Here is a 15,492-nt window from a genome sequence, read left to right on the forward strand (position 1 = left end):
GTGTACAGGGCTTTGCCTTAACACTCTGCACCAAAAGTGATTTTCCCGCTTCGTTGTCACCTCAATGCTTTTGGGTATCTCTCTGATAGACAGAGCCAGATTGCCCGCGATCAAGACTCCCGGTAAAAACAAGCCCTAAAGTGATTTCTGAAGTTATACGGAAACACAGCCGTTTTTTTGACTTCCACCAGGAGATGTATGATGAATAAAAAAGGATTAACCACCGCCGCTGGCGCGCCGGTTGCCCATAATAATAACGTGATGACCGCCGGGCCACGCGGCCCGATGCTGTTGCAGGACGTATGGTTTCTGGAAAAGCTGGCGCATTTTGACCGCGAAGTGATCCCGGAGCGCCGTATGCATGCCAAAGGCTCTGCCGCCTACGGCACCTTTACCGTCACCCAGGATATTTCCCGCTATACACGCGCTAAAATGTTTTCTGAACCGGGTAAAAAGACTGATCTTTTCCTGCGTTTCTCCACCGTTGCCGGTGAGCGCGGCGCCGCTGATGCGGAACGTGACATCCGCGGTTTTTCGATCAAGTTCTATACCGAGGAGGGGAACTGGGATCTGGTGGGCAACAACACGCCGGTATTCTACCTGCGCGATCCGCTGAAATTCCCCGATCTCAACCACGTGGTAAAACGCGATCCGCGCACCAACCTGCGTAACCCGACCTACAAATGGGATTTCTTCTCCCATCTGCCGGAATCACTGCATCAGTTAACCATTGATTTCAGCGACCGCGGCCTGCCCCGTTCTTACCGCAATATGCACGGTTTTGGCAGCCACACCTTCAGCTTTATTAATCACAATAACGAACGCTTCTGGGTGAAATTCCATCTTAAAACCATGCAGGGTATTGATAACCTGATGGACGATGAGGCGAAACGTCTGGTGGCGGAAGATCGCGAGAGTTCGCAGCGCGATCTGTTTAACGCCATCGAAACGGGAGATTTCCCGCGCTGGAAGTTTTACGTGCAGATCATGCCGGAAGCCGAAGCCTCACAGGTGCCCTATAACCCGTTCGATCTGACGAAAGTGTGGCCGCACGGCGATTATCCGCTGATCGAAGTGGGCGTTCTGGAGCTGAACCGCAATCCGGATAACTACTTTGCGGAAGTGGAACAGGTGGCGATGTCCCCGGCGAACATCGTGCCGGGCATTGGCTTCTCACCGGATCGTATGTTGCAGGGCCGTCTGTTCTCTTATGGCGATGCGCACCGTTATCGTCTGGGGGTGAACCATCACCAGATCCCGGTCAACCAGCCGCGCTGCCCGTTCCATAATTATCACCGCGACGGCGCGATGCGTGTGGACGGCAACAGTGGCAACGGTCCGACCTACGAGCCTAACAGCTTCGGCGTTTTCCAGGAGCAGCCGGACTACAGCGAACCGCCGTTGTCGGTGGAAGGCGCTGCGGATCACTGGAATCACCGGGAAGATACGGACTATTTCAGCCAGCCGCGCAAGCTGTTTGCCCTGATCGGTGAAGAAGAACGCCAGCGCATGTTTGCCCGCATCGCGGGAGATATGAAAGATGTGCCGGAATTTATTCAGCAGCGGCAGATTGGTTTATTCAGCGAAGTGGATCCGGCGTACGGGGCGGGTGTCGCCGCCGCGCTGAACGCCATTAACACCGCCCGATAACATCAACACCTTGCCCGGCGGCGCACGCTTGCCGGGCCTACAATGTCAAAAGAGTAGGTCGGGTAAGCGCAGCGCCACCCGACATTGAGTTTACACCGTCGCCACCCAGTGCTGTAAGGCGCGGCGGGAGATTTTGATGCCGCCCTGCGCCAGGTGATCGGGCAGCGCCAGCCAGCGGATCGGTTGCTGGAAGCGGGCCAGTTTATCCCGGCACCAGTCGGCCAGCGCTGACGACGGGTAGCCGTCCTGCAACTCCACCACCGCCACGGATCGATGACCAAATTCGGCGTCCTCTTTGGGGACGATAAACACCTGCCGCACCTGTGGATGTGCGGCAATCACGCGTTCCACTTCTTCCGGCTGGATCCCTTCGCCGCCGCTGAAAAACAGATTATCCATGCGGCCAGCAATGGTCAGACGATCGCCCTCCAACAGGCCACGATCGCGGGTGGCAAACCAGCCGTCGGCATTGCCCAGCGGCACCAGATTACCGTCACGCCAGTAGCCCGCCGCCATGCTGGCCGCGCGCAGCCAGACTTCGCCATCGACGATTTTCACTTCGCGCCCTGGCAGCGCACAACCGACATCCGGCAGCCCGTCGGCTTCTTTGGCGCACACGGTTGAGGCGAATTCCGTTAAGCCATAACCGCACCAGCTGCGAATACCGCGCTTGCGGGCGAGTTCTGTCAGTTCCACCGGGATGGCCGCCCCGCCCAGCAGCACCGCTTTCAGCGCCACGCTGGCGTTCTCGTTGAGCAATCGCCACAGCTGCGTCGGTACCAGCGAGGCATGGGTGCAGCCCTGCAACGCCAGCTGTAGCGGCATTTTTTCGCGCACGGTGATGCGCGCGCCCGCCAGCAGCCAGCGCCATAAAATCCCCTGCCCGGAGACGTGGTACAGCGGGAGCGAAAGCAGCCAGTCGTCCTGTTCACTGAACGGCATCAGCGACAGCACGCCCGCCGCGCTCGCCAGATGCGCATCTGGCGTGTGCACCGCCGCTTTGGGCAGACCGGTAGAGCCGGAGGTCAGCGTCATGGTGGCGAGCCGCTGCCCTTCCCAGGGCACGGCATGATGGCCGCTAATTACGCCAGCTTCCAGACGCGAAAGCCCGGCGTAGTCGCCGTAATCCGCCAGATCCAGCGCATGGCGCAGCGTCATTGACGGCAACAGCTCGCGGAGAAGCCCGTCAGGTAGCTGCGGATTTACCGGCAGAATGCGCGCGCCGCATTGCAGCAGCGCCAGCCACGACAGCAGGGTCAGCGGATGATTACAGGCGCGCAGCATCACGCCGTCGCCGCACTGCACGCCCTGTGCGGCAAAGCCGCTCGCCAGCGCATCCACCCGCTCGCACAGCGCCTGCCAGCTCAGCATCTCATCACCGAGGCGGATCGCTACCGCATCCGGGCGCTGTTCGCGCCAGTGTCGCCAGGGCCAGTCGTGAAAGGTCACAGCAGCGGCTCCTGGACGTCTGTTTGCAGGCAGGGCAGCACGCTGCCCGGCCAGCGGCGCAGTAATTGCGTTTGCATCAGGTTAAGCGTATCCAGACCTGGCGTAGTATCCGGCGTCAGCCAGGCGGCGATGCGCGCCAGCTGCGTCAGGCCCATGCTGGATTCCAGAGAGGAGCTGATCACCGCCGTCAGTCCAAGCGCGTGAGCCGTTTCAACCTGCTGGCGCACTTTTTCGAGACTGCCGGTCAGCGTTGGCTTGATCACCACCGCGCTTACGCCCTCCTCCGCCATAAAGGTAAAATCCTCCTCGCGCAGGCTTTCGTCCCAGGCGATGGCGATGCCGGTGTCACGGGCAAAGGCGCGGGAATCATCACGGGTTTTACAGGGCTCTTCGAGAAAAGCGATACGATGGCGATGCGTCGGGTTGACGTATTTGGCGAACTGTTGGGCTTTAAGCGGCGTCCAGGCGCGGTTGGCGTCGAGGCGCAAATGCAGCTCCGGGATCGCTTCCAGCAGCAAATTCACTACCATGCCGTCACGTACCGCTTCATACAGGCCGACTTTTACCTTCGCCACTTTTTCGCCCGGCATGGCGGCAAGGGCGACGATCAGCTCGTCCGGATCGCCGGTACAGAGCGGCGCAGCGCGATAGTTACCTGCCGCGGGTAATTCATCGTGCAGCTCCGCCAGCGCGCAGCTCAGCCCAAAAGCGGCGGAAGGCACTGACGGCCAGGCCGGTGAGTCACCCGCCAGCCAGGCGTTTACCCAGTCCAGCGCGGCGCGCTCTGCATCCGCCAGCGATTCACGGCTGAAGCCCGGCAGGGGGGCGATTTCGCCCCACCCTTCCCGCCCGCCGTCACGCAACTGCACCAGCAGGCCGTCGCGGGTTTTCAGACGCTGTTCACGCAGCACGACGCCCGCATCCATCGGCAGCTGCCAGCGATAAACCTGCGCCTGACGCATTACGGATTCCGTTTGTATTTGCTGAAGTCCGGCTGGCGTTTTTCGTTAAACGCGTTGCGGCCTTCCTGACCTTCTTCGGTCATGTAGAACAGCATGGTGGCGTTGCCCGCCAGCTCCTGCAAACCGGCCTGGCCGTCGCAGTCGGCGTTCAGCGCCGCTTTCAGGCAGCGCAGCGCCATCGGGCTGTTTTGCAGCATTTCGCGGCACCAGCGCACGGTCTCTTTTTCCAGATCGGCTACCGGCACCACGGTATTGACCAGTCCCATTTCCAGCGCCGCTTTCGCATCGTACTGACGACACAGGAACCAGATCTCACGCGCTTTTTTCTGCCCGACGATGCGCGCCATATAGGATGCGCCCCAGCCGCCGTCGAAAGAGCCGACTTTCGGGCCGGTCTGGCCGAAGATAGCGTTTTCTGCCGCGATGGTCAGATCGCACATCATGTGCAGCACATGGCCGCCGCCGATGGAGTAGCCCGCCACCATCGCCACTACCGGTTTCGGACAGGTGCGGATCTGGCGCTGGAAATCCAGCACGTTGAGATGATGCACGCCGGAGTCATCCTGATAACCGCCGTAGTCGCCGCGCACTTTCTGATCGCCGCCGGAACAGAAGGCTTTATCGCCTTCGCCGGTGAGGATGATCACGCCGACGTTATCGTCGTAACGCGCATCTGCCAGCGCCTGCATCATCTCTTTTACCGTCAGCGGACGAAACGCGTTGCGCACCTGAGGGCGGTTAATGGTGATTTTCGCAATGCCATCGGTGGACTTGTGGTAGCGGATATCGGTGTAGCCTTCGGAACAGTCGAGCCACTCAACCGGTGCGTAAAGCATTGTTTCATCTGGATAGATCATAAAGATTCCTTAGTGAAGACGCAGAATATGCGCCAGACGGGCCGCCACAGCGGCGGGGTTTTCCCGGTGGGCGTTGTGTCCGGCGTCAGCAATTAACAGGCAAGGCGCGGCGAGTTCATCGCCGATGGCGCGGAATTTCGCGTCGTGCTCGCCACATAAGTAGTAAAACGGGAAATGTCGCTTACTTAGCGCGGCGCGCAGATCCGGCTGGCGTGACAGCGAGGTGGCGTCGAGCATGGCGGCAAGCGCGGTACCACTGTTGTGCTGACGTAACGCCACCAGCGCGCGGCGCTGTTCAGCGCTGAGGGACGTAAAAACCGGCTGCTGATACCAGTCGGTGAATACGTCCTCTAACGGTTCATGGCGAAACCGCGACGCCCAGCGGGCGTCGTTTTCCGCGCGCTGGCGACGGGCGGCGGCACCGGTTAATCCCGGATGCGCCCCTTCGACAATCAACCCTGCAAGACCCGGCGGTTGCGCACAGGCGTGATACATCCCGAGACGACCGCCGAGGGAGTAGCCGATGAGCCAGTATTTGAGTATGTTGTAACTAAGAAGGGTATTACTGAGCAACGCGCTGACCTGCGCAAAATCCGCCGCTGTAATATCTGCCGAGCCGCCGTGCCCCGGCAGATCAATATACAGCCGGGAATGATCGTGAAACTGCTCGCCCACCGGCTGCCATTCGCGGTGATCGCCGGAAAAACCGTGCAGGAACACCAGCCACGGCAGCGCAGCGTTAGCGGTTTCGGCGCGGGCATGCAGGATCATAGCTGGCTGACTCCCGCCAGCAGTTGCTGGAGCGTCTGCGCGCCGTCGGTTTCGCTGACCACCAGTTCGATAATCGTCGCCTGCGGCCTGCGCCACGCCTGCATCAGCGCCCCCTCCAGCGCCTGCCAGCTTTCCGGGCGATGGTAGTGCAGGCCAAACATGGCGGCGGCATGTTCAAAATGGACGTTCTGCGGCATCTGGTAAAAACGTTCGCGCTCGGCTGGCGGCGTGGGCAGCAGGGAGAAAATCTGCCCGCCATTGTTGTTCACCACCATCAGCACGAAGGGTGCAGAGACCTGGCGCAGTAACGCCAGGCCGTTGAGATCGTAGAGCGCGGAGAGATCGCCGACGATGGCCAGCGTCGGTTTACCGCTGGCGCGCTGCACGCCCGCCGCGGTGGAGAGTAAGCCGTCGATACCGCTCGCCCCGCGGTTGCTGTACACCGGATAACCCGCTGGCAGCTGCCCGAGCGCATCCACCAGACGCACCACCAGGCTGTTGCCTAAAAAGAGCTGCCCCTGTTCCGGCAGATAGTCCGCCAGACGGTGCGCCAGCTGCGCCTCGCCGAACGTCTCACGCTGCGCTTCCACCGCCTGCCAGGCCTGCTGCGCCAGCGCCGGGATGTCGCTGCACCAGGGCGCGCGAGGTTCCGCCGGATGTTCATCCAGCCAGTCGCCGATGGCGGACACCAGCCGCTGTCCGCGATGATGCGCGGGATCAAGCCGTCCCGGCAGGTTGTCCACCAGCCAGTACTCTTCCGGCTCGCAGGCGGCCTGCCACTGAAGCAGCCGTTTTCCGGTCAGGCTGCTGCCTAACTGGATAACAATCTGCGCCTGCGCCAGCTCGGTTACCGCGCGGGCATTGCCCAGCCACAGATCGGCACAGGGCAGCGGTTGGCCGGTCTGCGACAGCACGTCGCCAATCAGCGGCCAGCCGAGCGTCTGCGCCCATTCCGCAGCCTGTTTGCCTTCGGCAGCGCTCATCCGCCCGGCCACCACCACGCCGCGCTTTTGCCGCCAGAAAAACCAGTCGCGCTGGCGGGCGCTGTGTAGCCGGGTGTTTTCCCGCAGCCAGGGCTTATCGCTGCGCCACCAGTCGCCAAGCTGTTGTTGCCAGTCGAGGCCGGTGGCATCCAGTTCGCCATACAGCGGTTCGGCAAAGGGGCAGTTAATGTGTACCGCGCCGCAATGCAGCGATCCGAGAAGATTATCAATCGTACTCACCAGCCAGCGGGCGGGAATGTCCTGGGTCGGGCGCGGAAGCGACAGCGCCTGTGCGGGATGGGAGGCGAAGATACCAGGCTGGCGGATCGCCTGATTTGCGCCGCAGTCGATCAGTTCCGGCGGGCGATCGGCGGTGAGCAGGATCAGTTTTTCGCCGGTCAGCCCCGCCTCGATCAGCGCCGGATAAAGATTGGCGACGGCGGTACCGGAGGTGACGATCACCGCCACCGGCTCGCCGCTGACCTTCGCCAGCCCGAGCGCCAGATGGCCGAGGCCACGCTCATCAAAATGGGTATGGTGAACGAAGGCTTTATTTCCTGCGGCGGCCAGCGTCAGCGGCGTCGAGCGCGAGCCCGGCGCGATGCAGACGTGTCGCACGCCGTGGCGGGTTAAGGCTTCGAGAATGACTTCGGCCCAGCGTCGGTTGAATGAGCTTACTGACATAAGTTTGTCCGGTATCAATATTACGGCACAGTATAAAGAACACAGAACGCCGGGTTTTTGATATGAATCGGTAATGAGTGAATCTGTCTTAATCCATCAGGAGTACGGAGCGCAAACCGGCCGCTTTGTTTTCGATCTCCTGCCACTCGAGTTGAGGATCGGAACCGGCGACGATCCCGGCCCCGGCGTAGAGCCGCACCCTGCCGCCTGAGACATGCGCCGAACGCAGCGCCACGCAAAATTCCGTCTGCTGACCGGACAGGTAGCCTGCGGATCCGGCATACCAGTCGCGGGAAAAGGGTTCATGCTGCCGGATAAATTCCCGCGCCGTCTCGCGGGGCAGCCCGGCCACCGCCGCGGTGGGTTGCAGCTGATGCAGACAGTGCGCGTCGTCCGGCGCGTTTAGCGTCATCCAGATGCAGCGGCGCAGATGCTGCACTTTTCGCAGGCGCACGACCTGGGCGGGAAGAATATCGTAGCCGTTACCCAGCGGTTCCAGCCGCTGACAGATATCCTCCACCACCAGCTGATTTTCCCGCTGGTTTTTGTCGTCTGCCAGCAGCCACTGGCCGAGGGCATGGGCGCGATCGTCGTCGGCATGGTTTTCAATAGTGCCCGCCAGCGCTTCGGTGCGCAGCGCGCGGTCAATGCGCCGCCACAGCCGTTCGGGGCTGGAACCCAGAAACGCCGCCTGCGGGCTGAACGCCATATAAAAGTGATAACAGCTGAAATTGACGCTTCGGCTGGCGGCCATCAGCGCCGCAGCGTTCACCGGCTGGCTGAAGTGCAAATCGCTGGCGCGCGCCAGCACCACTTTGTCCATCTGATGCTGTGCAATGGCATCTGTCGCAAGGCGCACCCGCTGGCACCAGCCGTCGTGATCCGGGCTGTGCTGCTCGCCGGTCAGATGAAGCTTCAGGGGTGAAAACGGCATGGCGGGGCGTAGCTGGTCAAGGAATGCTGCGGCGCAAATGGCATCGTCGCGCAGGGAGGTTTCACTCCACAGATTAAGATACAGCCGGGCCTGCTCGCCCACGCGACGCCATTCTAGACGCGGCAGGAACAGATCGCCACGCTGTGGATCGAAGGCGTTCAGCCCCCATATGCGCAGTTGCGCATCGCCGCTGTGCTGTAGAAATGTTTGTGCGTCGGCAAGGGAGCTAAAGCGCCGGAGCGCGCCGAGGGCGGCAGCCTCGTCTTCATTGCCGCGCTGCTGCCAGTAAAACTGTGGAAAATGAGGTTGTCCGGCAAGCCAGGCGAGGGGATCGCGGGACTCGTCAAACGCCAGCGGAATGCACAGGCGGCGCAGACCGGGCTGGTCCGGCAACGGCGTTGCCAGTTGCTGTCTGAGCTGCCACAACGCTTCATCTATTATCGCCACGAATGATCCCACCCTTTTGCATAAACCCGGACATTATACGGGGTTGTTCGTGTAAAAAAAGACACCCCGCCGGGGCGGGGTGTTTTGGTTTGATGAGCTGGTTTTTGCCCGGCGGCGCTTCGCTTGCCGGGCCTACAGGTTGTGGCAGGCCGGGTAAGGCGCAGCCGCCGCCCGGCAAACCGTCAGAACTTATACTTGTAGTTCAGCATAAAGCCCTTGTCCTTCACGCCGTCTTCCTGCCACTGGAAGGCATCCGCCGTGAACTGCGCGTTACCGGCGCTGTAYTTCACGCCCGCCATCGCCTGGCCGTTYACGCCGCCGCCCTGCTGGGCATCGTCAACGCTGAAYGTCTGGCCTCTGGCACCCGCCAGAGAAGCCGTACGGTTGCTCTTCGCATAGCTCAGGTTCGGGCCGCCTTCMAGCGACGCTGTCGCTGCCCAGCCGTCTTCACCCGCGTAGCTCAGCTTCAGACCCACCACCGCATCAACCGCCGTTTCGCTGCTGCTGCTCATGCTCAGGTTGAAGTCGCCCGCGCCTTTCTCGCTGTAGCCGTCTTCCAGGGTGTGACGCATTTTCAGACCGGCAAACGGCGTTACCGTCAGGCCTTCCTGCACCTTAAAGGCTTTTGACCCTTCGGTACGGAACTCCATGTACTGCTGGCGGGTGTCGGCGTTCGCCGTTTTGTTCACGTCGCCGTAACGTACCGCRCGGTTGCTGTCGAAGTTATGCACGTCATAACGCAGGGCGTTATCCCAGTTCAGGCCGCCTTCCGTCAGCGGCAGGCTGTGCTTCAGCCCCAGGAACTGGCTGTAACCGCCCGTCACGCCGTTGTCGCCGGCGCTCATCGCATTACCATCACCGTCCAGACGGGCGATACCGTACTCCATGGTCAGCGTCTGGTTGTCACCGAACGCCAGGCTCTGGCGCAGCGCCAGCATGTCGTAGGTGGTGTCATTACCCAGCTCGGCACGCTTGTCACCCTTCGCCACCACGTTGAACGCCAGACCGTTGTTCATCACCGGCGCCGTGTCCGCCAGCATGTCGAAGCGGTTGCTCAGGATACGCGCATCGCGGGATACGCCGGTCGCCTTGCTGCCAGATATCTGCTTCAGGGCGCTGGTCAGCTCCGCGCTGGTTGCCAGGTTCAGGCTGTTGTACAGCTCGTTGCTGGTGTAGGCCGCATCCAGTGCATTCGCCACGCTGTTCACACTCGCATCGCCCGCCACGTCCGCATAGGCGTTTTTGGTCATGGTGACATCCACGTTACCGCTGGCGTCCTTCTCACCTTCCGCTGTCCAGACCACGCTGGCGGAGGTGATGTTCTGCTCACCCTGAATRTCTTCCCCGACAAAGACGTCGTTRAAGGTCACAGMGGTGTCCGCCGTACCCGCGGTAAAGCCGGTGTCAACGTTCACRTCCTGAATGTCAACGTGGCTCGCCGTCAGCGTACCCGCACTGCCGTCTGCGCTGGTGCCGACGGTGTACTGGTTGATGCTGCTGCGCAGACCGGTGCTCTGGGCTGCCGCAGTCGGATCGGTCGGCAGCGTATAAGACGCGTAATGCGCTTCGCTCTTGTCTGCCGTATTGCCGTTAACCCCGGCAACCTCGACACCACTCTCTTTCACCAGACCGCTGCCGCTACCTTCCAGATTTACCGTGCCATTGTTAACGATACGCCCGTTCGCGCCCAGCTTGCTGAAGGCGTAAGAGTTGGACGCATAGATGTTGATCGCGCCGTTGTTCTCGATCACCGCGTCRGCCGTGGCGTTCGCGTCCAGCTGCATGGCCACCATGCCGCTKTCASTGGTGCCTGCGGTACCCAGGTTAATGGTGCCGTTGTTCACCAGCTGGGCGTTCTTGCTGCCCTTCATGCCGACKGCGTCGTTGCCATTCACGTTCATGGTGCCGTCGTTGACGCCCACATAGTTACTGTGCGTCAGACTGACCGCACTCTGGCCGGTTTGAGAGGCGGTAAAGTTCACCACCCCGTCATCCTGGTTCCAGAAGAACGCCTTGCTGGCAGCGGCATTATCCGCAGATCTTACTACAGAGGTCATTCCCGAGCCGTTGACCGTACCGTCGTTAATAAAGTCAGCCGTTCCGCCCCAGATATTAAACGCCGCCGCATGACTGCTGGCGGTAAAATTCATGGTCGCGCCCTTGTCGTTTTTCACGGTGCTGTTGTCATTCATATGAACAGCATTTTTTATATTATCACCCGTCATTACGCCACCAGCCGCGTTTTCAAACACGCTGTTCTTTTTCATCTCCAGCATGCTGGCATTCGCTTTGTCGGATGCGCTACCGAGCGAAAACGCGCCGCTGTTGGTAATATGTGCAGTGTCCCCCAGAATCGCGCCGCCTGTAATAGTGCCGTCGCTTACCACCTTGCCGGAAGCATTTACCGTAATACTTTGAGTGATGGTACCGCTGTTATTCACGGTCCCGGTAACAGTAAGGGGCGCATTAACGATTCCCGTCGCCTGGTTTTCAAGAGCGCCGTCCACAAATAGACGGCCTGGACCATTCAGCGTGCCGGTATTACTTACCGTACTACCGGTTAGTATTACGCCACTTTTATCTAAGGTGGTAGTGTCGCTCAGGATGGTACCGTCAGCATATTCAATGGATGTGAGTTTGTCGCTGTTATCAGCCGCCGCCGGTACACCTGCACTTTCATTAACATTAATCTCACCACGGTTAATAATACGGTTATTCGCATCGCCGTCGGAATAAAAGGCAATCCCGTTTTCAGCGTTAATATTAATCACGCCGGTAGTATCGTTGATGGCGCTACCGCCCTCATATACCGCCATACCGAATAAGGGTTCGTCGCCGGTATAGTTTTCGTTCTGATTTAGGTTGATGGTGCCCTGATTAATGACGACGTTGGTGGCACCGACTGCTGCCATACCGGCACCGGCGTTATTAACAGTAATGATTCCACCCTCGTGGTTTATTGCGGTTCCGTTTTTGCCATGGGTATAGGTGTTACCGGCGCCCATGCCAACGGCATAATCAATGGCTTTATCAGAGGGAACCCCTTGCGCATAGGTGGTGTCATCTCCTTCTGCCACCCATAATGCATCCGTGGTGATTTGCCCGTAGTTATCTGCCGTTGAATCCTGGGCATGTAATACTTCACCGCGGCCATACAATGTGAGTGAGCCATTATTAATGGCCTGTGCGCCCTTCTGAGCCGTCATAAGAACGATGGAGCCTACATCATCATTCGTCATTTGACCGCTTTCGATGTCGCCCGCAGGCAGGATGCTTCCTTGGTTAAGCAGATATCCGGTAATGCTACCCTCGTTACGTACAAGGGATCCTTTATTCATGGCCGTTGGCCCTACCACCACGGCGCCATCCGTTCCTGCGGAAACCATCGTTTTTTCGAGCGTAATTTCGCCTTCGTTAATAAAGGTTGACCCGTTTGCGACCTGAGCAAAACCAATATCGTTGATACTGATCGCCCCCTTATTGACCATGGTGCTGTTAGTATCGATATAGCCAAGATAATTATAATTATAAAGCAGGTATTTATTTATGCTGGTTATATCGGTTTCGAGCGTGGCATCTTCGCTAATTTCAAAGTAACCACCATCAGAAACACCAATAATGCTCTTGAACGGCTGACCAAAATCACCATTTATAGACGACTCACCATGCAGATACACGGATGAGTTTCCGCTCACGCTAATTACTTTAGAGGAACTGGGACCATTTCGCTTATTTCCGGTTTCATTATCAGTCGTCTGATTTATTTCCCCGGTCAGTTCGATACCACCCATGATATCTACACGGTTGCCCTCTCCGACGACCTCCAGGCCAAAAATAGGCTCCTGAGAACCATCATATTTTGCCCATTTGTGGCTATCTGCCATTTCGGTATCGAGCACCACCTGCATGTGCCCGTCCAGCACCACGGTATTATCATTACCTGCCACGTTAATGCCGGTAGATGGCTTAAAGAAATACTCTTTCGCGAGCGGTGATTTCTGATCTTTATCCACCACCATATCTCCGGTCAGGGTCACCGTGTTGGTGTTCCCGGTAATATTCACCCCGGTCGCGTCATAGCCTGTGATTTTCATCTCATCGGAGATAAGATTCACGTTATTGCTGTCCCCGGTAACATTGATGCCCGTGGAGAAATCTCCCACGATCATCTTACCGTTCTGATTGAGGGTATTGCTGTTACCACTGATTTGCGTTCCGGTGCCGCCATCAGTGACGCTGGTCGCGCCGGTATTATTAATGGTGTTCTCATTACCAGTGACAGCGAAACCGGTGCCGTCCGTAGTGGCCGTAATCCCACCTTCATTGTTAATCGTATTTTTATCACCCTTTACTTGCGTGCCGATACCGCTATCCGTGCCGGTGCTGTCGCCTTTGATAATGATAAGCTTGCCGTCAACGTCAATTTCTTCACCAACGTTGTCCGTGGCTGTACCAGTGCCGCCATTAATCACTAACGGCTCATCGCCACCGTCCTCGCCATCATCGCCGTTATCGTTATTGTCATCATTGTCATTGTCGCCGTTATCATTGTCGTCACCATTATCGTCGCCGCCGTTATCGCCGCCATCATTATCATCTCCGCCGTTATCGCCGCCATCATCGTTACCGCTGTCGCTGTTATCCGAACTTTCACCATCGTGATCGTTTTCAACCGCAATACCCACTGCCGCTACTACCGCCGCCATGCCACCGATAACCCAGTTTTTGGGATCTTCCATAAACGAAGGCTCTTGCAGACATTCTGCCGCTAACTGCGCTTTTTGCTCTTCCGTCAGCACACTCATATTCGCGGGGCAGAGGTTAGCGGTACGATCTTTTGCTAAGTGTTCGGTTTCGGCATAGCCATTGCCGCTTAACGCCAGGGCGATACAGATCGACAGGACTGATTTTCGTTGCATGATGAATGTTCCTTATTCAGCTGATATATATATTAACGACAGAAAGGTATGGCGGTGTCGCCAGATAAGATTGATTAAAAAAATTTGAGGGATTTTATAGAGGGTTACTATTTTTTGTTCAAGAGGATTATGATTCAAATCGTTGTAATAAAAGTCAACTGCTTGATATCAGGAGAGATATAAATACCGGGAGTGGCGACGACAAATTATAAGCCGGCAGAACATATAGACGATATTAATTTATTTTTTCATAAATCATTCTCTGAATTAATAAATTAACCCACACCAATAATTAAATACATTCATGTCTACAATAATAAAAAAACACCCCGCCGGGGCGGGGTGTTTTGAGGTTGGGTGATTGTTTTTTTGCCCGGCGGCGCTKCGCTTGCACGGGCCTACATGTTCATCGTTAAGACATATAGGCCGGGTAAGGCGCAGCCGCCRCCCGGCAAACCGTCATCAGAACTTATACTTATAGTTCAGCATAAAGCCCTTGTCCTTCACGCCATCTTCCTGCCACTGGAAGGCATCCGCCGTGAACTGCGCGTTACCGGCGCTGTACTTCACGCCCGCCATCGCCTGGCCGTTTACGCCGCCGCCCTGCTGGGCATCGTCAACGCTGAACGTCTGGCCTCTGGCACCCGCCAGAGAAGCCGTACGGTTGCTCTTCGCATAGCTCAGGTTCGGGCCGCCTTCCAGCGACGCTGTCGCTGCCCAGCCGTCTTCACCCGCGTAGCTCAGCTTCAGACCCACCACCGCATCAACCGCCGTTTCGCTGCTGCTGCTCATGCTCAGGTTGAAGTCGCCCGCGCCTTTCTCGCTGTAGCCGTCTTCCAGGGTGTGACGCATTTTCAGACCGGCAAACGGCGTTACCGTCAGGCCTTCCTGCACCTTAAAGGCTTTTGACCCTTCGGTACGGAACTCCATGTACTGCTGGCGGGTGTCGGCGTTCGCCGTTTTGTTCACGTCGCCGTAACGTACCGCACGGTTGCTGTCGAAGTTATGCACGTCATAACGCAGGGCGTTATCCCAGTTCAGGCCGCCTTCCGTCAGCGGCAGGCTGTGCTTCAGCCCCAGGAACTGGCTGTAACCGCCCGTCACGCCGTTGTCGCCGGCGCTCATCGCATTACCATCACCGTCCAGACGGGCGATACCGTACTCCATGGTCAGCGTCTGGTTGTCACCGAACGCCAGGCTCTGGCGCAGCGCCAGCATGTCGTAGGTGGTGTCATTACCCAGCTCGGCACGCTTGTCACCCTTCGCCACCACGTTGAACGCCAGACCGTTGTTCATCACCGGCGCCGTGTCCGCCAGCATGTCGAAGCGGTTGCTCAGGATACGCGCATCGCGGGATACGCCGGTCGCCTTGCTGCCGGAAATCTGCTTCAGGGCGCTGGTCAGCTCCGCGCTGGTTGCCAGGTTCAGGCTGTTGTACAGCTCGTTGCTGGTGTAGGCCGCATCCAGTGCATTCGCCACGCTGTTCACACTCGCATCGCCCGCCACGTCCGCATAGGCGTTTTTGGTCATGGTGACATCCACGTTACCGCTGGCGTCCTTCTCACCTTCCGCTGTCCAGACCACGCTGGCGGAGGTGATGTTCTGCTCACCCTGAATRTCTTCCCCGACAAAGACGTCGTTRAAGGTCACAGMGGTGTCCGCCGTACCCGCGGTAAAGCCGGTGTCAACGTTCACATCCTGAATGTCAACGTGGCTCGCCGTCAGCGTACCCGCACTGCCGTCTGCGCTGGTGCCGACGGTGTACTGGTTGATGCTGCTGCGCAGACCGGTGCTCTGGGCTGCYGCAGTCGGATCGGTCGGCAGCGTATAAGACGC

General features: G+C 58.5%; 9 protein-coding genes. 1 reads left to right on the top strand and 8 read right to left on the bottom strand.

Annotated elements, in window-relative coordinates:
- Positions 1 to 198: 198 nt before the first annotated feature.
- A complete protein-coding gene (gene katA / locus QRD42_RS18180; RefSeq protein WP_415877723.1) occupies positions 199 to 1,650 on the top strand; it encodes a catalase KatA in 1,452 nt (483 codons plus the stop codon).
- Between the two features lie 90 nt (positions 1,651 to 1,740).
- Here katA and menE read toward each other — a convergent pair whose 3' ends face one another.
- The 8 genes from menE to QRD42_RS18220 form a co-directional block, all read right to left on the bottom strand.
- Positions 1,741 to 3,099, bottom strand: a complete 1,359-nt coding sequence (gene menE, locus QRD42_RS18185; RefSeq protein WP_321987795.1) for an o-succinylbenzoate--CoA ligase — start codon at positions 3,097 to 3,099, stop codon at positions 1,741 to 1,743.
- A complete protein-coding gene (gene menC, locus QRD42_RS18190) occupies positions 3,096 to 4,061 on the bottom strand; it encodes an o-succinylbenzoate synthase (RefSeq protein WP_321987796.1) in 966 nt (321 codons plus the stop codon). Before menC ends, menE begins: the two co-directional genes overlap by 4 nt.
- Positions 4,061 to 4,918: a 1,4-dihydroxy-2-naphthoyl-CoA synthase gene (menB, locus tag QRD42_RS18195; RefSeq protein ID WP_072569186.1), complete on the bottom strand. Its 858-nt coding sequence runs from the start codon at positions 4,916 to 4,918 to the stop codon at positions 4,061 to 4,063. Before menB ends, menC begins: the two co-directional genes overlap by 1 nt.
- Before the next feature lie 9 nt (positions 4,919 to 4,927).
- Complete coding sequence (gene menH / locus QRD42_RS18200) at positions 4,928 to 5,689, bottom strand: 2-succinyl-6-hydroxy-2,4-cyclohexadiene-1-carboxylate synthase (protein ID WP_321987797.1); 762 nt, start codon at positions 5,687 to 5,689, stop codon at positions 4,928 to 4,930.
- Positions 5,686 to 7,356, bottom strand: coding sequence for a 2-succinyl-5-enolpyruvyl-6-hydroxy-3-cyclohexene-1-carboxylic-acid synthase (gene menD, locus QRD42_RS18205; RefSeq protein WP_321987798.1), 1,671 nt, complete (start codon positions 7,354 to 7,356; stop codon positions 5,686 to 5,688). The genes menH and menD overlap by 4 nt, the downstream gene beginning before the upstream one ends.
- Before the next feature lie 88 nt (positions 7,357 to 7,444).
- Positions 7,445 to 8,737: an isochorismate synthase MenF gene (gene menF / locus QRD42_RS18210; protein WP_321987799.1), complete on the bottom strand. Its 1,293-nt coding sequence runs from the start codon at positions 8,735 to 8,737 to the stop codon at positions 7,445 to 7,447.
- Positions 8,738 to 8,919: 182 nt separating this feature from the next.
- Complete coding sequence (locus QRD42_RS18215) at positions 8,920 to 13,656, bottom strand: autotransporter outer membrane beta-barrel domain-containing protein (RefSeq protein WP_321987800.1); 4,737 nt, start codon at positions 13,654 to 13,656, stop codon at positions 8,920 to 8,922.
- Positions 13,657 to 14,118: 462 nt separating this feature from the next.
- Positions 14,119 to 15,492 (bottom strand): autotransporter outer membrane beta-barrel domain-containing protein (locus tag QRD42_RS18220; RefSeq protein WP_321987801.1); only part of this gene is annotated, 1,374 nt, incomplete at its 5' end.

This window comes from Enterobacter sp. PGRG2, assembly GCF_030291195.1.
In the GTDB taxonomy this organism is placed as follows: domain Bacteria; phylum Pseudomonadota; class Gammaproteobacteria; order Enterobacterales; family Enterobacteriaceae; genus Enterobacter_D.